General features: G+C 33.9%; 19 protein-coding genes and 1 rRNA gene (1 of these 20 cut by a window edge). 18 read left to right on the top strand and 2 right to left on the bottom strand.

Annotated features, from left to right (window positions below; translation table 11 throughout):
• Positions 1–69: 69 nt before the first annotated feature.
• From OO775_RS00120 to OO775_RS00105, 4 genes are read left to right on the top strand one after another with little or no spacing between them, the layout of a single operon-like run.
• Positions 70–435, top strand: coding sequence for a hypothetical protein (locus tag OO775_RS00120; protein WP_264844922.1), 366 nt, complete (start codon positions 70–72; stop codon positions 433–435).
• Complete coding sequence (locus OO775_RS00115; protein WP_479722986.1) at positions 345–725, top strand: PQLLE family protein; 381 nt, start codon at positions 345–347, stop codon at positions 723–725. The genes OO775_RS00120 and OO775_RS00115 overlap by 91 nt, the downstream gene beginning before the upstream one ends.
• 58 nt (positions 726–783) lie before the next feature.
• The gene (locus OO775_RS00110; RefSeq protein WP_264844918.1) at positions 784–1,482 is read left to right on the top strand and encodes an SIMPL domain-containing protein; all 699 of its coding nucleotides are present in this window, start codon (positions 784–786) and stop codon (positions 1,480–1,482) included.
• Positions 1,483–1,497: 15 nt separating this feature from the next.
• Complete coding sequence (locus tag OO775_RS00105; RefSeq protein WP_018280400.1) at positions 1,498–1,728, top strand: ferredoxin; 231 nt, start codon at positions 1,498–1,500, stop codon at positions 1,726–1,728.
• 111 nt (positions 1,729–1,839) lie between these two features.
• On the opposite strand, the gene OO775_RS00100 is transcribed toward OO775_RS00105, so the two are convergent.
• Positions 1,840–2,217, bottom strand: a complete 378-nt coding sequence (locus tag OO775_RS00100; RefSeq protein ID WP_264844913.1) for a heavy-metal-associated domain-containing protein — start codon at positions 2,215–2,217, stop codon at positions 1,840–1,842.
• Positions 2,218–2,575: 358 nt separating this feature from the next.
• On the opposite strand from OO775_RS00100, the gene nrdG reads away from it, so the two are divergent.
• The 13 genes from nrdG (at position 2,576) to OO775_RS00035 (ending at position 19,074) form a co-directional block, all read left to right on the top strand.
• Positions 2,576–3,028: an anaerobic ribonucleoside-triphosphate reductase activating protein gene (gene nrdG, locus OO775_RS00095; protein WP_264844911.1), complete on the top strand. Its 453-nt coding sequence runs from the start codon at positions 2,576–2,578 to the stop codon at positions 3,026–3,028.
• A 104-nt stretch (positions 3,029–3,132) separates the two neighbouring features.
• Positions 3,133–4,908 (top strand): anaerobic ribonucleoside-triphosphate reductase, encoded by a 1,776-nt coding sequence (nrdD, locus tag OO775_RS00090; RefSeq protein ID WP_264844909.1) that lies wholly within the window; start codon positions 3,133–3,135, stop codon positions 4,906–4,908.
• Positions 4,909–5,072: 164 nt separating this feature from the next.
• A complete protein-coding gene (gene serC / locus OO775_RS00085) occupies positions 5,073–6,137 on the top strand; it encodes a 3-phosphoserine/phosphohydroxythreonine transaminase (protein WP_264844908.1) in 1,065 nt (354 codons plus the stop codon).
• A 25-nt stretch (positions 6,138–6,162) separates the two neighbouring features.
• A complete protein-coding gene (locus tag OO775_RS00080) occupies positions 6,163–7,113 on the top strand; it encodes a D-2-hydroxyacid dehydrogenase (RefSeq protein WP_264844906.1) in 951 nt (316 codons plus the stop codon).
• Positions 7,114–7,155: 42 nt separating this feature from the next.
• A complete protein-coding gene (locus OO775_RS00075; protein WP_264844905.1) occupies positions 7,156–7,974 on the top strand; it encodes a 2,3,4,5-tetrahydropyridine-2,6-dicarboxylate N-succinyltransferase in 819 nt (272 codons plus the stop codon).
• A 69-nt stretch (positions 7,975–8,043) separates the two neighbouring features.
• Positions 8,044–9,153 (top strand): adenylate kinase, encoded by a 1,110-nt coding sequence (locus OO775_RS00070; protein ID WP_264844904.1) that lies wholly within the window; start codon positions 8,044–8,046, stop codon positions 9,151–9,153.
• Positions 9,154–9,304: 151 nt separating this feature from the next.
• Entirely contained in the window at positions 9,305–10,201 is an 897-nt protein-coding gene (locus OO775_RS00065) for a cation diffusion facilitator family transporter (RefSeq protein ID WP_264844902.1), read from the top strand.
• Between the two features lie 84 nt (positions 10,202–10,285).
• On the top strand, positions 10,286–10,786 hold the full coding sequence (locus tag OO775_RS00060; RefSeq protein WP_264844900.1) for a hypothetical protein: 501 nt from the start codon (positions 10,286–10,288) through the stop codon (positions 10,784–10,786).
• 108 nt (positions 10,787–10,894) lie between these two features.
• Positions 10,895–11,089: a hypothetical protein gene (locus OO775_RS00055; RefSeq protein WP_264844898.1), complete on the top strand. Its 195-nt coding sequence runs from the start codon at positions 10,895–10,897 to the stop codon at positions 11,087–11,089.
• A gap of 397 nt (positions 11,090–11,486) precedes the next feature.
• A complete protein-coding gene (locus tag OO775_RS00050; protein WP_264844896.1) occupies positions 11,487–13,022 on the top strand; it encodes a thiol-activated cytolysin family protein in 1,536 nt (511 codons plus the stop codon).
• A 350-nt stretch (positions 13,023–13,372) separates the two neighbouring features.
• Positions 13,373–15,193 (top strand): GNAT family N-acyltransferase, encoded by a 1,821-nt coding sequence (locus tag OO775_RS00045; protein WP_264844895.1) that lies wholly within the window; start codon positions 13,373–13,375, stop codon positions 15,191–15,193.
• A gap of 217 nt (positions 15,194–15,410) precedes the next feature.
• Entirely contained in the window at positions 15,411–18,194 is a 2,784-nt protein-coding gene (polA, locus tag OO775_RS00040) for a DNA polymerase I (protein ID WP_264844893.1), read from the top strand.
• 7 nt (positions 18,195–18,201) lie between these two features.
• Positions 18,202–19,074: a DMT family transporter gene (locus OO775_RS00035; protein ID WP_264844891.1), complete on the top strand. Its 873-nt coding sequence runs from the start codon at positions 18,202–18,204 to the stop codon at positions 19,072–19,074.
• 18 nt (positions 19,075–19,092) lie between these two features.
• Here OO775_RS00035 and OO775_RS00030 read toward each other — a convergent pair whose 3' ends face one another.
• The gene (locus OO775_RS00030; RefSeq protein WP_264844890.1) at positions 19,093–20,595 is read right to left on the bottom strand and encodes a sulfatase; all 1,503 of its coding nucleotides are present in this window, start codon (positions 20,593–20,595) and stop codon (positions 19,093–19,095) included.
• 703 nt (positions 20,596–21,298) lie between these two features.
• On the opposite strand from OO775_RS00030, the gene OO775_RS00025 reads away from it, so the two are divergent.
• Positions 21,299–21,367 (top strand): 16S ribosomal RNA (locus OO775_RS00025); it runs 1,414 nt beyond the window's last position.

Genomic DNA, 21,367 nt, shown 5'->3' with positions numbered 1-21,367 from the left:
AACAAAGGGAGACACTAAAACATAAAAAGAATTCAAAGAATAGGAAAATAATTGTAAAAATGCTAAAAAATGAAAACATATTATCTATCCAACGAACAAATGCTTCAGAATTTTGGAGCGATGTTTGAAAATCTGTCCAAAGAGGGCGATTTGAAAACAGAATTAGCAGAATACGGCTACGACGATGCCAAAATCGCTGAAGGAAAAGCCCTTTACGATGAAGCTCGTAAAACATTCGATGCCAACATAAAAGAAACACGCGAGGAGACATCGGCGTCATTGGCTTTTCAGGAGAAATATCAAAACGTACAAAAAAAATATAGTACACATCGCAAAAGGCACGTATCGTCTTTGAGGACAACGAAGAAACTCTTCGTCAGCTCAAACTCAAAGGAAGTGCTGCCCGAGCCATCGCCGCGGCAATGGAAGAAATGAGAGCATTTTATCAGCTTTTGGATACCACCCCCAATCTTCTTACGCCACTAAAACAACTAAAAATCAACGAAGAAGATGTCAAAAATCAGCTTCAAGAACTCCCCGAAGTAGAAAAAGCCTACGCTACCTATCTGCAAGAAAAAGGGGAAAGCCAACAAGCCACCCGAGACAAAAACAAAGCCTTTGAAACCCTCGACAAATGGGTATCGAAGTTCCATAAAGTGGCTAAAATCGCCCTTGAAGACCGCCCACAACTTTTGGAAGCTCTCGGGAAATTTGTAAGAAGCTAAATTTTCAGTCAATAGATTTTGCAAAACAAATCTTATATCAATTCAAAAATAAATAAAAATGAAAACTGTATATTTTGTATTTTTTACACTAATTTTGAGCAATTTATCTGCTCAGACGAAAAATTTTATAGATTTACCCTATATTGAAACATCAGCAAAGGCAGATACACTCATCATTCCCGACAAAATCTATTTATCTATTATTTTGACCGAAAACGATAGTAAAATCAGAAAAACAACGGAACATCAGGAAAAAGAGCTGATAGCTGCTTTAAAAAAGTTACAAATTGACACAGAAAAAGACTTATCCGTGTGGGATATGGGAAGCGATTTTAAAAAATATTTTTTGAAGTTACAAGCCATTATAAAAGCAAAAAAATATGAATTATTGGTCAAAAATGCAGCAATGGCAGGTAAAGTATTGGTAGAATTAGAAAAAATAGGAATATCTAACATTTTTATCGCCAGAACGGAATATTCTCAAGCCGAACGATTGGTTTTGCTTCTGAAACAGAAAGCCATTCAAAAAGCAAAATTTTCTGCCGAAACGATGGCAAAAACACTCTCTCAGAAAATAGGAAATGCTATTTTTATTAGCGATAAAAACGTGTCTTACGCTCCATTGCAGGGAGATGTAGCGGGAATACGAGTGCGAGGCATTGGAAAGATGGAAGAAAATCTGGAAGATTATCCTTTTATTGATTTCAAGAAAATAAAATTTGAAGTTTTTGTGGAGGCAAAGTTCAAATTAGAATAATTTAATGACTTAAAAATGGTAGTAGTAACCTTACAGCGTGATAAATGCATTGGGTGTAATTATTGTGTGGAAGTGGCTCCGGAGCAGTTTCAGATGTCGAAGAAAGACGGAAAAAGTGTTTTGCTTCGCTCCACAGAGAAGAAGGGTTTTTTCACACTCAAATCGCACGATGATAACATTTTAGAGCCTTGTGAAGCCGCCCAAAAAGCGTGTCCCGTTAAAATTATTTCAACCAAGAAGATATAAAAAAATAACAGAAAGAGGCTTATAGTTATATAATAGTCGAGCGGTTGCCTTTGGCAACCGCTCGACCTCTTTTATTAAAAAAAATTCATATTATAAATTAAGAGTTCTTTTCTATTTTGGATGATTTTTTACAACTTCCTCATCGCGATACTTACAACAAGCAGCCACTCCGTTGTAGTCTTCTTCTTTGGCAATTACAACCTTATCTGTATTAGGTATTCGGTTGTCATGTCCTGATTTGGCAATAGCTTGCTGCACTTGCTCAACAGATGTTTTACGTTCGTCAAGTATAAGTGAAAGTTGGTGTGTGCCAACGTTCCAATTGGCATATTTTACTCCCTTAACACCGAGTGAGGCTTTTTCTATACGAGCTTTGCAAGAGTTGCATACTCCATCAACTTCCAAAGTAGCTTTAGCATTCTTTTGTTGTGCTTGAACTGAAAAAATAGTAGCAATTCCAAAGCACAAGAGCGTTAGTATTTTCTTCATAATCGATTTATTTTTTGCCAAAAAATACTGGCAGATTATACATTTGTTATTTTTGTATGTGACAAAATGATACAAGGTGCAAAGATATACTTTTTACGTGAAACTACAATAAAAGGCAAATATTTTTTATTTTATTTGTAAGTTTTGATATTTTTGAGCGATATTTTTTTTAAATGATGAAAACTATAATATATTTTAAAAATTTCACATCTCTTTTAAATTGTTAATAACTTGGTTTATAACTTTCTGTTTTTTGTTGAGAATTTTTTTTATAGAGTACTTACCTTTGCTGTCCATTTGAGGCTATTTTCTCTTTTTTTAAACAAAAAATTGCTCAATATACAAAAACACTTGTATTATGCTACATTATCACGACATACAAATTGTTTTGCAAGAAGTTCCGAATCACATTAGTTTGTGTTTCAGTATTACGGGATGTCCGTTGCGTTGCAAAGGGTGTCATTCACCTTTTTTGTGGAAAGGTAAAAGTGGAGAAGCCTTGACTAATGCAATTTTTATTTCTTTCATTCAAAAATATAAAAATATGATTTCATGTATACTTTTTATGGGAGGCGAATGGGAAGAAGAAGATCTTATTCAAAAGTTAAAAATAGCAAAAGCCAAAGGTCTCGAAACGTGCCTATATACAGGTTATGATGATGTTTCAAAGGAAATAAAAAAACAACTTACCTGGCTTAAAACAGGTGCTTGGATTGCCGAATTAGGAGGGCTTGATAGTCCTATAACCAACCAAAAATTTGTTGAAATCAAAACAAATACACTACTGAACAGTTTGTTTGTCCGCTACTGAGGGTTTTACAAGGCAAATTGCGATAAAAAATGTCAATTTTCGGTATAAAATCAAAGGAAAAAATATAAACCATCAAATTAATACTAACATAAACATCTTTCATTATGATTCGATTAACACCTACACAAATTAGCAAAAAGATAGACTTTATTGAAAAGTACATCAAAGCAAGTAATGCAGCTACTGCCTCAACAGTTGATGCCAATGCCAATGTTACTTCAAAGAACGTCGCAACGATGGAGGCAGAAATCAATAAAGATATTAACATTCAAATCAATCGAGAATTGATTCGCCGAAAAATTGCCACACTTTTCTCAGAAGAATTATCTCAAGAATATGTTCGTCAATTAGAAGCACACGAAATTTATACACACGATGAGACTTCTCTCAAACCTTATTGTGTTTCCATTAGTATGTATCCTTTTCTGTTAGATGGATTATTAAAAATAGGAGGAGAAAGTAAAGCACCAAAGCACTTAGAGAGTTTCTGTGGCGAGTTTGTCAATTTAGTTTTTGCCATTAGTTCACAATTTGCAGGTGCTTTGGCAACAGTGGAATTTTTACTCTATTTTGATCACTTTGCTACTCGTGATTACGGAGAAAATTATCTTCAAACCAATCGCAAGACTATAGAAAATCACTTGCAACACGTAGTTTATGCAATCAACCAACCTGCTGCTGCACGAGGATATCAATCTGTATTTTGGAATATCTCATTGTATGATAAACCTTATTTTGAAAATATGTTTGGAGATTTTGTTTTCCCAGATATGACACGACCTGACTGGGAGCGTTTCTCCAAATTTCAACATTTTTTTATGAAATGGTTTAATCTTGAACGAACTAAGGCAATTCTTACCTTTCCTGTGGTAACTGCTGCAATGCTTACTGATGGAACAAAACCAGTTGATAGTACTTTTGCCCATATGTGTGCAGAGGAACTTAGTGAAGGCAATTCTTTTTTTATTTATCAGTCTGAAAGTGCCGATAGTCTGGCTTCGTGTTGCCGACTTCGCAATGAAATTAGTGATAATACATTCAGTTATTCGTTAGGAGCAGGAGGAGTTGCAACTGGGTCTATCAATGTTATTACAATGAATATCAATCGCCTTATTCAGCAAGGAAAAGATATTGTAGAAGAAGTAAGAAAAATACAAAAATACCAAGTTGCTTACCGAAAATTGATAGAAGAATACAAAGAAGCAGGGCTCTTACCTGTATATGATGCAGGTTTTATCTCGTTAGACAAACAATTTTTAACTATTGGTATCAATGGATTGGTTGAAGCTGCCGAATATTTAGGTATTGAAGCAAGTAATAACCAAGAGTATAAAAATTTTGCAAGCTATTATTTAAAAATCATTTATGATGAGAATAGAAAAGCACGAGAAGAGTTTGGTTATATGTTTAATACTGAATTTGTTCCCGCAGAAAACTTGGGAGTGAAGAATGCTCTTTGGGATAAAAAAGATGGGTTATTTTCACCAAGAGAATGTTATAACTCGTATTTCTATCCTGTTGAAAATCAGAAAGTAAATGTGTTAGACAAAATTATTCTTCACGGAAAAGAAATAATACAATATTTAGACGGAGGTTCAGCATTACATCTGAATTTAGAAGAAACTCCCACCAAAGAAGGCTTTTTAAAACTTTTAAACGCTACGGCTTTGGCTGGTTGTAATTACTTTTGTTTCAATATACGAATTACTATTTGTAATGAATGTAATCATATAGATAAGCGAACTTTATATCAATGTAGTGCTTGTGGCTCGCATGACGTTGACCATGCCACACGAGTTATTGGCTATCTAAAACGTGTGTCTTGTTTTAGTTCTTCGCGCCAAAAAGAACATCAATTGCGACACTATCATATCAAATAAATGAAATATTTGTTTTTTATCTCCTGATTTTATAATCGATAAAATCAGGAGATTGTTTTTATAGAATATAAATTTTATATTCTTTTTTGTGAGAAAAATAAAAAAAACTTTTCCGTATCAAAAAAAAGTTAGAAATTTGCACCTTGTTTCTTTTGAAAAAAAATATGAAAAAGCATAATTTCAGTGCAGGACCTTCTATCTTGCCCGCTGAGGTTTTTGAGAAAGTCTCACAATCCATATTAGATTTTGAAAATACAGGACTTTCTATTTTAGAAATTTCTCATCGAAGTAAAGAATTTCTTGACGTAATGCAACAAGCTAGAGCCTTAGCTTTAGAACTAGCACAACTCACAAGCAAAGGGTATCAGTCCTTATTTTTGCAAGGAGGAGCAAGTATGCAATTTCTTATGACAGCCTATAATTTATTACAAAACAAAGGAGCATATGTGGATACAGGAACTTGGTCGCACAAAGCTCTTGTTGAAGCACAAAAAATAGGTAATGTAGAAGTGGTAGCTTCTTCCAAAGAAAACGGATATCGGAATATTCCTACTCATATAACTGCTCCACAAGACGCTGATTATCTGCACATAACTACTAATAATACCATTTATGGAACTCAGTATAAATATATTCCAGAGGTTTCTGTACCATTGATTGCTGATATGAGTTCTGATATTTTTTCACGACAAATTCCGTATAACAAATTCGCCTTAATTTATGCAGGAGCTCAAAAGAATTTAGGTCCAGCAGGAATAACTTTGGTTATTGTTCGCGAAGATATTTTAGGTAAGGTTTTTCGTATAATTCCTACAATGCTTGATTATCAGGAATATATCAAAAATGATAGTATGACAAACACACCTACAACTTTTGCTATTTATGTTTCACTTTTAACAATGCAATGGCTCAAAGCGAAAGGAGGAATTGGTGAAATTGAAAAAATAAATACCGAAAAAGCCCATATTCTATACCAAGAAATTGACCGAAATCCGCTTTTTAAAGGATATGCACATCCACAAGATCGCTCGTTTATGAATGTTGTTTTTAACTTAGTAGATGAAAGTCTTACTGATCGATTTGATAATTTTTGGAAAAAATCAGGTATTAGTGGGCTCAAAGGACACCGAAGTGTGGGAGGGTATAGAGCATCTATATACAATGCAATGCCTTTACAGAGTGTACAATATTTGGTTGAAGTAATGAAAGATTTTGAGAAGAAAAGTTAAATCCAAATTTTAATACAATCTAAAAATGAAAATATTAGCTAATGATGGAATTTCTGAAGCAGGAAAACAACTTTTATCGGATGCAGGTTTTGAAATAATAGAAATAAAAGTGGCTCAAAATCAATTAGTTGATTTTATAAATAAAGAACTAATTGATATTCTTTTGGTTCGCTCAACAACTCAGGTTACCAAAGAAATTATTGAAAAATGCCCTACTTTGAAACTAATAGGTAGAGCAGGTGTAGGAATGGATAATATTGATGTAGAAACTGCTGAAAATAAAGGAATTAAAGTTATAAATACTCCCAAAGCCTCTTCATATTCCGTAGCTGAATTGGTTTTTGCACATTTGTTTGGAGGCATACGATTTTTGTATGATGCGAACAGAAATATGCCTTTGGAAGGTGATACTCGATTTAAAGAATTAAAAAATTCTTATTCACAAGGGAGCGAACTCAAAGGGAAAACACTTGGGATTATTGGCTTTGGACAAATAGGGAAAGCCGTTGCTGAAATAGCTATTAGACTTGGAATGAAGGTGTTAGCTTATGATTTAAAACCTATCAAAGAAACTATCACGTTATCATTTTTTGATGGAAAAAATCTTCATTTTGAAATAGAAACCATCAGCAAAGAAGAGGTTCTCTCACAATCCGATTTTATTACGTTACATATCCCTGCACAAAAAACATATGTGTTGGATACAGAAGAGTTTAATCTGTTAAAAGAAGGAGTTGGTATTGTCAATACAGCACGTGGTGGTGTGCTAAATGAAAAGGCTCTATTAGAAGCATTGGATACAGGCAAAGTGGCTTTTGCAGGATTAGATGTTTATGAGAAAGAACCTTCCCCTTCTCTAAAAATACTGATGCACCCCAATATATCTCATACTCCACATATAGGAGCTTCTACTTATGAAGCACAGGAACGCATTGGTGAAGAACTTGCTAAACAGATAATTTCATTACTTACATAAATTTTTCTACTTTTACAATTATTTTGTTAAAATAAAAAAGACATGGATAATCATTTACAAACTATTATTGAAAAAGCGTGGGAAGACAAATTTCTGCTTAATTCCCCCGAAACATTAGAAGCGATAAACGAGGTTATTTCTCTTCTTGACCAAGGAAAACTACGTGTGGCAGAACCTACTGTTGAGGGGTGGAAAGTGAATCAATGGATAAAAAAGGCAGTTGTTTTATATTTCCCTACTCGACAGATGCAGATTTATGAAGTAGGTATTTTTGAATATCACGACAAAATTCCACTTAAAAAGAATTATGCTGAGAAAGGCATACGTGTTGTACCTCATGCAGTAGCTCGATACGGAGCTTTTATAGCTTCGGGAGTGGTACTAATGCCTTCATATGTTAATATTGGAGCTTACGTAGATAGTGGAACAATGGTTGATACGTGGGCAACTGTGGGAAGTTGTGCCCAAATAGGAAAAAACGTCCATTTGAGTGGAGGTGTAGGAATAGGCGGAGTGCTTGAACCTTTGCAAGCTGCACCTGTTGTCATAGAAGATGGTGCTTTTGTAGGGTCTCGATGTATTGTTGTAGAAGGAGTGCGAGTAGAGAAAGAAGCTGTATTGGGAGCTAATGTTGTTTTGACTTCTTCAACAAAAATTATTGATGTAACAGGAAGTACTCCCGTAGAAACAAAAGGAGTTATACCTGCTCGCTCTGTGGTTATTCCAGGTAGTTATACAAAGGACTTCGCAGCAGGACAATATCAAGTTCCTTGTGCACTAATTATCGGTCAAAGAAAGCCATCAACCGATTTGAAAACTTCGCTCAATGATGCACTGAGAGATTATAATGTTTCTGTTTAAAATGATTTTTATAAAAGTCATTTGCAAATTTGGTAAATAATCGTAACTTTGTGGCTTAATTTTTACTAAATGATTGTAAAACTACACGATAAAGAATTTCGACCTTATCTTTCTCAGTTACAATTACAAACTGAAATTGCTCGTCTTGCCAACGAAATAAAAACCGAAATGCAAGATAGAGTTCCTGTTTTTGTAGTTATTCTCAATGGAGCATTTATGTTTGCTTCTGATTTTATGAAACAATACAAGAGTAACTGCGAAATCGCTTTTGTTCGCTTGTCTTCGTACCAAGGTATGGAAACAACCCATTGTGTGAAACAACTTGTAGGACTTTCTACCGATGTTAAAAATCGAGATGTAGTAGTCTTAGAAGATATTGTTGATACAGGAAATACACTTGGAGAGATTTATCGTATTTTTGAAGAAAAACAAGTAGCTTCTTTGCGTATTGTAACCTTGTTTTTCAAGCCCGAAGCCTATACGAAAGATTATCCAATACATCACATTGGTTTTAGTATTCCGAACCGATTTATTGTAGGATATGGCTTAGATTATGATGAACTTGGGCGAAATCTTCCTGAAATTTATCAATTAAACATACAAACAATGACAAATTTAGTTTTGTTTGGAAAACCAGGAGCTGGCAAAGGAACTCAAGCGGTTTTCCTTAAAGAAAAATATGATTTAGTACATATTTCTACGGGTGATTTGTTCCGAAATAATATTCAAAATGCAACACCTCTTGGCAAATTGGCACAATCGTATATGGACAAGGGAGACCTTGTTCCCGATGAGGTAACTATCAAAATGTTACAAGAAGAAATAGCCAATAATCCAGATTCAAAAGGTTTTATTTTTGATGGATTTCCACGAACAATACCCCAAGCAGAGGCTTTAGATGCTTTTTTGTCTTCAAAATCAATGAAAATTGATGCAACATTAGCATTAGATGCCGATGATGAAATACTTATCAAGCGATTGGTTGAACGTGGAAAAATAAGTGGTCGAACTGATGACCAAGATGAGGAAAAAATCCGTAATCGTTTTGTGGAATACAACCAAAAAACAGCACCTCTTATTGCTTATTATCAAAAACAAGGAAAATTACGTTCGGTAAATGGAATTGGTTCAATCGAAGAAATAACCGAGCGGTTATCCGCTGAAATAGACAAATTATAATACAAATAATAGATACAAAATGCGCTCTTGAAGTGCATTTTTTTGTTATAAAATAAAAAGTCGTATATAGTAACTAAAAAATCTTTTAAAAAGATTTCGTTTGAAAAAATTGATGTATATTTGTTGGCAGAAAAAAATAAATTATTTTGTTATGAGTACCCATCATCACACACATCATCACACACATATTCATTCCAATTTGAAAGAAATGAAAACGGCCTTTGGGTTGAATTTATTTTTTACAATTATTGAATTTGTAGGAGGAATTCTAACAGGGTCATTTGCCATTATTACAGATGCTTTTCACGATTTGGGCGATAGCATCGCTTTGGGTTTGGCTATTTGGCTTGAAAAATATGCGAACCGAAAACCTTCTGAACAATATACATATGGCTATCGTCGATTTTCATTGCTCTCGGCTTATATACTAAGTACAATCCTTATTATAGGCTCTGTAATTATGATATACAATGCGGTTGAAAAGTTATTCACACCTTACCAAGTTACTACTTGGGGAATGATACTATTGGCTCTTTTTGGACTACTTATTAACGGAATTGCCTTCTGGCGAATGCACCAAAGTGGCGCAAAAAATCAATATAATTCGCGTGCGATGATGCTTCACTTTTTGGAAGATGTATTGGGCTGGGTAGCTGTTCTTGTAGGGGGAGTTGTTATTTACTTTACTCAATGGTTCTGGATAGATGCAATACTATCTCTTGGTATTGCTACGTTTATATTGTACAATGCCATTCCTAATTGGCTCAATGTAACTAAAATTTTTTTGCAAAAAGCACCTGAACAGGTCAATTTGAAAGAATTGACAAAACAACTTCAAGCAACTCAGTGTGTTGTGAATATTCACAAGTTACAACTTTGGACACAAGATGGTCATTCGCATGTAGCTACGATGCACGCTTTGGTTTCTCAGGATAGATTATCCCAAACTGATAGCATTCGCAAGCAATTACAAGAAGTTTTACACAATTTTCATATAAACCAAGCCATTATTCAGGTAGAAGCAATATGTAATGAAAAATGTGAATAAAGAACAATTATTTTAAAAATCAATTATACGATTCAAATAATTGGTTTAATACATGATTGATGTATAATTTTAATTTATATACTTATGAGCATAGCTAATTTAAACAATGTGCATTTGACCGAAGAGCAAATCACAGCCGTAAATAACGCATTACAAGCGTTGGAACAAGCCTTAGAGGTGTTGAAAGTGAACCTAACTTCTGATGACCGCAACAAGTACGGAAGGGTAAACGAGCAGAACAAATTGTTTGTCAACAAAGTTAATGAATACGCCATTTCGCAACCACAATTGCGTAGTATTGATGTAGATTGGGACGAATTTTTCCGTGATTTTAAAAGTAGAGGAACGTACGAAATGGCTATCAATCGCTTAGAAAGTTTGCTCGACCGATTGAAAAATGCTAAAATTCTGCACGACTACGACAATTATCAAGATGCCCTGAACGATTATGCTTATACCGGCTTTCGAGCGGGTTCAAATGCCGTTGGCTTTGAGCAAAAACACCGTGAGTTGAAGCAATTTTTTAGCTCGAGAGGAAAGCGAAATAACTCAACTGATGAAAATCAGCCAAAAACTGACCAATAACATTACCTGAGATATGTATTAAATAAGTGCAGTTACCTTTTTGATAGCAGCACTTACCAAAAAGGTAGCACGACTTACCTTGGAGGTATCTCAACTTATCAAAAAAGTATGGCACGATATCTGAAAGGTAGCACGACTTACTTTGGAGATATCTCAACTTATCAAAAAAGTATGGCACAATATCTAAAAGGTAGCACGACTTACTTTGGAGATATCTCAACTTATCAAAAAGGTATGGCACAATATCTGAAAAGTAGCTCGACTCATTGGAAGGGAGGGGCGTTGAACACTGTGTCAGGCTGAAAGAATGCAAAGATTGTACAATGTAAGGGCGAAAATTTTTTGCCTTTCGTCAGTTCGAGTTAATTTTATCGAAGTGGTAACGGAGATAAAATTAGTATCGAGAACAAAAAACATAACACTTCTCGATACAATTTGTTCCATTTCGTTACACAAATCACTCGAAGAGATGTTTTGTATCAGGCTGAGTGAAGTCGAAGCCTTGCGTTTTGGGCTTTGGCTTTGTTTGGTCTGATAATATTATACTGCTTAGTTTGATCATTTGTATTTTGTTTTTATTTAAGGAATAATTGTACAAACCTTAAAAGTTTAGATATTTTTAAAAAAAATAACTTTTTTATTTGTTTTTTATAAAAAATGTAGTAACTTTGCGTCTTAATTTTTAAATAACAAAATTATAATGAAAACACAAATTTACAAAGGAGCGTTTTTACTCCTAATTTCGTCGTGTATTCTTTCTTGTCAGAAAGAAACAAAAGAAGTAAATCAAGAGCAAAATGTTAAAGAACATTTTAATCAGCAACTTGATGGTTTTGTACAAAAATTGCCTTCTGTTGAACAAAGGGCTCCTTTTCCTGAAAGATTGGTAGTTTCCCCTAAATCACAGGCATTGATGCTTGGGGAAAAAGGTGAAGGGTATTCAAATATTCTTCCTGTAAATGTTCAAACTGAAGAGTATGAACAAGCTAAACAATTTGAGGAACAACTTTTGTTTTCAGATGATCAAGAAATTTTCTATCCAGGTGCTTTAGTAAAAGCCCAAACAGTTGTTGATGGGTCTTATTTACCAATAGCAGCTCCCAGAAAACCCATAACATTGTCTGTTTCTTTACAGGGAAAACAAGGAGTAAACCCTTCTGTTAAGGTTGAGAATCCAAGATTATCAACTGTACGTACAGCCATAAGTGATTTGTTGGCGAAAGATTTTCAAGTTCCTCCAGCCAATATCATTTATTCTTATGAAGAGGTTCACGATGAGCAGCACTTAAAAATAGCTATGGGGGGTAGTTATAATGGAACAGCTACTAAAGTTAATGCAAGTGCTGGATTTAGTTATAGTAGAGAAAAGACTCGCTTTTTGGTAAAAATTCAACAGGTGTATTATACGGTAGATCTTGATATTCCAACAAATCCTTCTGAGTTTTTTGCTGAAAATTTTGATTATCAAACAGCTTTTGGCAATGTAAAACCTGTTTATATTTCATCTATCAAAATGGGGAGAGTACTTCTTTTGGGAATTGAAACAAGTTTAAGTAAAAAAGAAGCAGAAGCAAAAATAAATGCTTCAATTTTATCAGGAACTTTTGATGCTAAAGCCGAAGTGGAATATAAAGATTTACAAAAATCATCAAAAATTACAGGTCGTGTTTTAGGAGGAAATGCTAAACTTGGTGGAGAAGCTATTACAAGTATTGAACAAATTAAAAAATTTGTGACCGAAGGTGCAGGATTTGATAAAGATAATCCAGGTATTGCTGTTTCTTATAAATTGAGAGAATTAGGTACAAATTCGCCTTTCAAAACTGTTATTTATTCAAAATATTTCAAGAAAAGTAATAAAATTAGCTTTGATTTGTTAATCAAAGATAATATGAAATCAATTTCAGGACAACATAAACCAACAGGAAGAGGTTATATAAGACGCTTAAATAAAAAGAATATTCTTTCAGAAAATCAGTTCTATTTTAGCCAAGGAGGAATATCGCCAATTTTGGCTTATGAAAAAGGGGAGAATTTGCAGATAGAATTCAGATATGATAAAAAAGAGGAGAGTAATATTCTATTTGATATAACATCAGAAATAGATAAGTTATTAGATTTAACTTTCAAAAATGGAGAAAATCCATATGATATTGATAAAAATGGCTTACTTGTAAAGGATAAAGATGGGAAATATGTTCTAAAAATAGGTATTCATAATGCAAAAATAGAATAAAAATACCAAAAACTTTTTTAAAAGTAAATTAAAAATATTTTAAAAGATACAAAAAAACACGAAGAATTTTCTTCGTGTTTTTTGTCATAATTTATCTAAATTTTTTTATTTCAAAAATAAAAGTTATCATTTTAAAGCGAAATTGAGAAATCTCCCATACTCTTGAAAGATAACTAACTTATTCAATTAGTAAATTATTATTTTTCAAATAAGGTAAAAAAAGCTTCGATTTTGCTTAGCCTGATCATTTGTATTTTGTTTTTATTTAAAGAATCATTGTACAAACCTTAAAAGTTTAGATACATTTTATTGATAATTTTTATATCTTTGCAACCAAATAACAAATAGGTATGAGTTTGGTAACGGCAAAAGAAGTAGCTAAGGCTATCAACTTAGATAAATATGGTTTTTTGGGAACATTCGCAGGGTGGAGCTTGATGAAAATTCTCAGAATTTCAAAACTAAATAGAATTTATAACCGCAATAAACATCTGAACGGAATTACTTTTTTAGATGCTATTTTAGATGAATTTAAAATAAATTTTGAAATTCCAGAAGAAGACTTAAAAAAAATTCCCAAAGAAGGCGCTTTTATTACGATTTCAAATCACCCTTTGGGTGGGATTGACGGAATTTTACTTCTAAAATTACTGCTTGAACAGCGTTCGGATTATAAAATAATGGCTAATTTTCTCCTGAACCGAATAAAACCCTTAGCGCCTTATATTATGCCTGTTAATCCGTTTGAAAATCATAAAGATGCACAATCAAGCGTCTTAGGATTTAAGAAAACGATTACACACCTGAGAGAAGGAAAACCTTTGGGTATTTTCCCTGCAGGAGAAGTTTCGACCTACGAAAACGAACGCTTAGTTATTGATAAACCTTGGGAAAAATCGGCAATAAAACTGATTAAAAAAGCCAATGTTCCTATTATTCCTGTATATTTTCATGCTAAAAATAGCAAACTTTTCTATCAACTTTCTAAGTGGAATGATACGTTACGTACAGCCAAACTTCCTTCGGAATTATTAACACAAAAAAGAAGAACGATACATATTCGCATCGGGCGTCCTATTTTGCCCAAAACACAAGATGAATACGATGATTTAGACGAATTTACAAATTTTCTTCGTAAGCGAACCTATTTGTTGTCCAATTCGTACGAACAGAATAAAACGTTCAAACCATTGGCTTCTGTTATCAAAGCTACACGATTGAGCAAAAATCCACAAGAACCAGAGCCTATTATTCCGCCTATATGTCCCGAAGTATTACTTGAAGAAGTAGCGCAACTTCGCCAGAAGAAAACTCGCTTGGTGCAGAGTAAAGATTATGAGGTTTTTTTGGCAAAATCTGAGGATATACCTAATATTTTAAGAGAAATCGGGCGCTTACGAGAACTCACTTTTCGAGAAGTGGGAGAAGGTAGTAATCTCTCAATTGATTTAGATGAATATGATACGTATTATCGACATCTTTTCCTTTGGGATAATCAAACAAAAAAAATAGCAGGAGCTTACCGAATGGGAATAGCTTCCGATTTTTATGATGTGTATGGTATCAACGGATTCTACACGCATTCGCTGTTTCGTTTTGAACCCGAGTTGTATAAAATGATGAGTGAAACTATCGAAATGGGGCGTGCTTTTGTAGCATGCGAATATCAGCAAAAACCAATGCCTCTTTTCTTACTTTGGAAAGGTATTGCTCATACAACTTTGCGATTTCCAGAGCATAAATATTTGCTCGGAGGTGTAAGTATTAGCAATCAATTTACAGAATTTTCCAAAGCTCTTATGATTGAGTTTATGAAGTCAAACTATTATGACCCTTATGTGGCGCAATATGTGAAACCTAAAAAAGAATTCAAAGTAAAACTTAAAGATGCCGACAAAGATTTTATTTTTGACGAAACACAATCCGATTTGAATAAATTTGATAAAATTATTGATGAACTCGAACCAGGAAGTTTGCGCCTGCCTGTGCTTATCAAAAAGTATATTAAACAAAATGCCAAAGTAATTGCTTTTAACGTAGATCCATTGTTTAATAACGCCATTGATGGGTTGATGTATATCCGTATTGATGACCTTCCTGAAAGCACAATGAAACCTGCTATTGAAGAGTTTCAAGCAGAATTAGAATTGGAAGAAACCAATAATAAATAAGCTATTTAACTATTTTTTGATTCGATTTTATCTTACAAATTTTTTTTGTTATGACATACTAAGCTCTAAGTTTTTGCTTACTATGTTTCAAGACAAAGCTCGCACTGCAAGATATATGAGATAAAAAGAAAAGAAAAAATGCTATATATTTGAATAAGTTTTTATTCACAAAGATTTTACGAATGCAGTGTTTTTATTCAACAGAAAAGGACTTCTTATGAATGGTAAAAAACTTTTTTTATTAGATGCGTATGCTCTGATTTTCAGAGGATATTATGCTTTTATCAAAAACCCACGTATTACTTCCAAAGGATTAAATACTTCGGCAATTATGGGATTTATGAATTCTCTTTTAGATGTTATCAAGCGAGAAAATCCTGACCATATTGCCGTAGCTTTTGATAAAGGAGGAAGCCACGCTCGTACTGAGCTATTTACCGAATATAAAGCCAATAGAGATGAAACTCCCGAGGCGATTCGCTTGGCAATTCCGTATATTCATCAGATACTCAATGCGATGCAAATTCCCATAATAGAAAAAGAAGGTTACGAAGCTGATGATATTATCGGGACACTCGCCAAACAAGCCGAAAATAAAGGCTATCAAGTATATATGGTTACTCCTGATAAAGATTTTGGTCAATTAGTTTCTGAAAATATCTTTATTTATCGCCCTGCCAAATCAGGAAAAGATGCCGAAATATGGGGAGTGGAAGAAATTAAAGAAAAATTTGGTATAGAAAATCCCGAGCAAGTAATTGATTTTCTCGGAATGATGGGCGATGCGGTGGATAACATACCTGGGCTACCTGGTGTAGGAGAGAAAACAGCTCAAAAATTGTTACAAGAATTCGGTTCGCTCGAAAACCTCTTGGCAAATACTGATAAATTGAAAGGAAAATTACGCGAAAATATTGAAAATAATGCATCAAAAGGTATTCTTTCAAAACAATTAGCTCGTATTATGCTTGATGTTCCTGTTGAATTTTGTGAAGAAGATTTTGCTATTTCGCCACCTAAAATGGAAGAAATTGTTCCGATTTTTGAAGAATTAGAATTTCGGACATTACTTGGGTCTTTACAGAAAATTTATCAACAACAGAAAAATACATTACCTACCGAGCCCAACACACTTTTTTCGCAACCAACCCAACACACTCTTTTTGATATAACGGAAATTTCTGAATATAAGACAATTAAAGATATTCCTCATATGTATCAATTAGTCAATTCACCTATGGGGATTCATCTGCTAGTAGATCAACTTCTCAAACAGCAAGAAGTTTGTTTTGATACCGAAACAACTTCGTTGGACGAACTTAATGCACAACTCATCGGAATATCATTTTCTTGGCAGAAAAATAAAGGTTATTATGTTTCATTTCCTGAAAATCAACAAGCTACAAAAGATTTATTAGAAAAATTGCGTCCTTTTTTTGAAAATGAAAATATTAGCAAAATAGGACAAAATCTAAAATATGATATAAAAATTTTAGCCAATTATGGAATAAAAGTAAAAGGGCAACTTTTCGACACGATGATAGCTCATTATTTGCTTAATCCTGATATGCGACACAATATGGACGCTCTGGCAGAAAATTATTTGAAATACTCGCCTATTTCTATTGAAACACTTATCGGGAAAAAAGGAAAAAATCAGTTATCTATGCGAAATATTCCTCTTGAAGAGCAAAAAGAATATGCCGTGGAAGATGCTGATATTACGCTACAATTAAAAGAAGTCTTTGCTCCAAAACTCATTGAACAGAATGCTAAGAAACTTTTTGAGCAAGTAGAAACGCCTTTGGTACAAGTTTTGGCTTCGATGGAGCTGGAAGGTATCCGTATTGATGTTGATTTTTTGAAAACACTTTCAGTAGAAATACAAAAAGATATAACGCGTTTAGAATCAGAAATTTACCAACAAGCGGGAGTTGTTTTTAATTTATCTTCTCCGAAACAATTAGGTGATATTTTGTTTGATAAACTAAAATTATTAGCTAAACCAACAAAAACAAAAACAGGGCAATACGCCACTTCCGAAGCGATACTTTCTGACCTTGCTCCACAACATCCTATTGTTGCTAATGTATTGGAATTTCGTCAATTACAAAAATTACAAAATACATATATTGATGCACTTCCCAGTGAAGTAAATCCAAAAACAGGGCGTGTACATACCACTTATATGCAGGCTGTTACCGCAACAGGGAGACTAAGTAGTAATAATCCGAATTTGCAGAATATTCCTATTCGCACTCCACGCGGACAACAAATACGAAAGGCTTTTATTCCTCGTAATGAACAATATACGTTATTGGCTGCTGATTATTCACAAATAGAACTTCGAGTAATTGCAGCACTTAGCGGAGAGCAAAATATGATAGATGCCTTTATGCGAGGTGAAGATATACATCGTTCTACGGCGGCTAAGGTTTTCAATGTTCCTCTGCAAGAGGTAACTCGTGAGCAACGAAGCCATGCTAAAACCATCAATTTTGGTATTATTTATGGTGTTTCAGCAACAGGACTTAGCCAGCAAACCAATCTTTCGCGTTCTGAGAGTAAAAATCTGATAGATATATATTATCAAACCTATCCGAAACTAAAAGATTATATTGATAGACAAATTTATTTTGCTCGCCAGCACGGATACGTAGAAACCATTTTAGGAAGAAGACGTTATTTGCCCGATATCAATTCTCGTAATCAGGTTGTAAAAGGAGCTGCTGAGCGAAATGCAGTTAATGCGCCAATACAAGGAAGCGCTGCTGATATTATCAAAATAGCTATGATAAATATTCATCGAGCTTTGCAACAGACTAACTATAAAACAAAAATGCTTTTACAAGTACATGACGAACTTATATTTGATGTATATAACTTAGAAAAAGACCTTGTAGTGCCTCTTATTAAAGACCAAATGCAAAACGCCTATCAACTTTCTGTCCCACTGATAGTTGATGTTGGACTTGGAAATAATTGGTTAGAAGCTCATTAGTAAAATTATGTGGAAATATCAATTACAATTACATTTTTTAATATTTTTATGGAGTTTTACCGGAATTTTGGGTAAGTTAATCAGTTTTGAGGCCTTAGCACTTGTTTTTTGGCGTGTATTTTTTACCTTTATTATTCTACTAATAGTACTCCTGTTGCTCAAAAAAGACATTGTTCCCAGAGGAAAATCTCTATGGAAGTTTTTAGTAGCAGGTATGGTTATTGGGCTTCATTGGATATTGTTTTTCGGAGCAATAAAAGCCTCCAATGTTTCCATTGCTCTAAGTACGCTCTCTACTGGAGCTTTGTTTTCAGCATTTTTAGAGCCTTTATTTTTCAAAAGAAAAATCGCACAATATGAAGTGTTTTTAGCTTTGATTGTTGTGGGGTGTTTGCTACTTATTTTCAATACAAATCCGCAGTATTGGGTAGGAATTGTAATGGGGGTTTTGTGTAGTTTTTTGTCTGCAGTATTTTCTATTTTCAATTCTTTTTTACGAAGAGATTATCCTTCATCTCAAATTACTCTTTATGAGATGCTTGGAGGATTTTTATTGGTTTCTGTATTTCTATTAGCGACCAACAATACATCTGATTTGCTTCATTTCCAAGGAAATGATTTACTTTGGCTCATAATATTGGCGGGAGCTTTAACGGCTTATCCTATGGTGCATTCGGTACATTTACTCAAGTATTTCTCCCCGTATTCTTTTTTGTTAGCAATCAATTTGGAACCTGTTTATGGAGTAATTTTGGCATATTTTATTTTTGGCGAATCCGAACGAATGTCTCCTCTTTTTTATATAGCAACTGCCGTAATGCTTTTGGTGATTGTATGTAACGAAGTTATAAAACATCGAAAAAAGAAATCTAACGAATAGTTTCAATAGGATAAGGCACTACTTTATTTGTTTTTTGTCTATGGGCATTTGAGCTTGAACTTCTTTGAGATAGCTTGTTAGTTTTTGAGCTAATTTTTTTGCTTGTTTCGGATACTTTTGAGTTAGATTGATCGTTTCTCCAATATCTTTTTTTAAGTCAAAAAGTTCTATTTGCTGGGTTTTGTGCATATAAATAAGTTTCCATTTGCCCCAACGAATGCTACTTGAAGCGCCTATTCCGTGTCCTTTTACATTATACCAATTATTAGGAATGTGCCAAAACAAGGCTCTTTTTCGAGCAGATTTTTTTCCTTCTAAAATAGATAAAAAACTTTCCCCGTCAATGGTTTGCGGAACAGAATACGATTTTACCTGAGCAATATCTAACAATGTAGGGAAAATATCTTCGATAATTACAGGAATATCGGTTTGCGTATTGGCTTTGACCAATGTTTTCCATTGAGCGATCATAGGTATGCGAATACCTCCTTCGTATGCCGAACCTTTTCCGCTATTGAGTGGAGCATTATGCCGATGTAACTCTCCGCCTCGTGCCAAGGCACTTAATCCACCATTATCCGAAAGAAACAAAATAAATGTATTTTCTTCCAAATTATTTTCTTTCAGATACAAAAGAATATCACCCAAACTCTTATCCATAGCTTCTATCATTGAGGCGTAACGTGCTTCAATCGGGTTTAGACCTTTGTCTAAGTATTTCTGAATGAACCGATTATCAGCTTCAATGGGAGTATGCACCGCATAATGCGACAGATACAAGAAAAAAGGTTTTTCTTTGGGTCGATTTGCCAATGTAGCAATTGCCTCGCGAGTGAGAGCTTCTGTGATTGAAATATCTTTCCCCCAATAAGCCTCCATATCTGGAATAGCAAAGGGCGATGATTTTCCGCTAGGAAGATTTCCAAAATTTTGCAAACCCGAATAGCTAGCAAGTCCTCCGCCTGCGTGCCCAGCAATATTTTTTTCAAAACCTAAGGCTATGGGATTTTCTCCCAGTGTTCCTTTCGCTCCAAAATGAGCTTTTCCAATCAAAACTGTATAATATCCAACCTTTTTAAGCAATTCGGGAAGCGATTTAGCATAATATGTAAGCGAAATATTTGGTTCAGGACTGATACCATTTACATTCCATTTGGGAGGAATTAGCTTTGAATCCTCTACATCGGTTGGTGTATCGCCAAGAAAAGCCCAATTGGTTACTCTGTGGCGGGCAGCATTGCTTCCGGTAAGCAAACTAACTCTACTTGGTGAGCAAACAGAAGCTGCATAACCTTGCGTGAATTTCATTCCTTGCTCACTGAGTTGCTCCATATTTGAGGTATGATATTTTTTGTTATTCTCAGAAATCTTTTTATCAAAAGCAACCGACGTATCTTGCCAACCCATATCATCAACTAAAAAAATGATAATATTAGGTTGCTTTCTATCTCTTTGAATAGATTGAGCAAAACTATTAGAAATAATTAGTAGACAACTAGTAAGATAACAAAACGTTTTCATTGGACTAATTTAAATTACAAAGATACAACGATTTTTGACATATTTTATAAATGATATTGATAAACAACAAAAAACAATCAATAATTATGTCTTAATGATTATTATGAGTTAAAAGATAATCTTATGATAGGGGATTGGAAGAGTTTTCAATGCTTGTTAGTATTTATAAAAAGGTATTTTTATTTATTATAGAAAATTTGTTATCAAGGGTATATAAAATATAAGGTATTTAAAGAGGTGTTAAAGGATATAAAAGAGCATTGATAGTAAAAAAGGGCAAAAAAATGGTTTATAATAATATTGATAATCAGCTATTTAATAAAAAAAGGATTAAAAAAGAAAAAAAGAGTGTAAAAAATTTGGTAGATAGGATAAAAAGGTATTATCTTTGCACCCGCAAAACGGATAAGCTAATAGCTTAAGTTCATTAAAATAGCGTTTTGTTAGGGGGGTAAAAAAAATATTTAAAAATATTTTGTAGAATAAAAAAAGTTTTTTAATTTTGCACCCGCTTTTGAGAATGAGGAGTTAGGAGGGTAGCGTAAAGAATGATGTAGTGAATAGGATTATACGCTGATATCTGCCTCTTGCCTTCTAAAATAAGAAAGAAGTTCATTGAAAGAATAAATTGACAGCACAAGGAAAGATTTGAATTAGAGTAACCCTGAGAGGACATAGTCGATTAAAAAATATAAAGATTTTAACGATGAAGAGTTTGATCCTGGCTCAGGATGAACGCTAGCGGCAGGCCTAACACATGCAAGTCGAGGGG

Origin of the sequence: Capnocytophaga catalasegens (genome assembly GCF_026005215.1) — a bacterium.
GTDB classification, from domain to species: domain Bacteria; phylum Bacteroidota; class Bacteroidia; order Flavobacteriales; family Flavobacteriaceae; genus Capnocytophaga; species Capnocytophaga catalasegens.
Note: the sequence above shows the minus strand (reverse complement) of the source record. Positions and strands in the feature narration are given on the sequence as shown.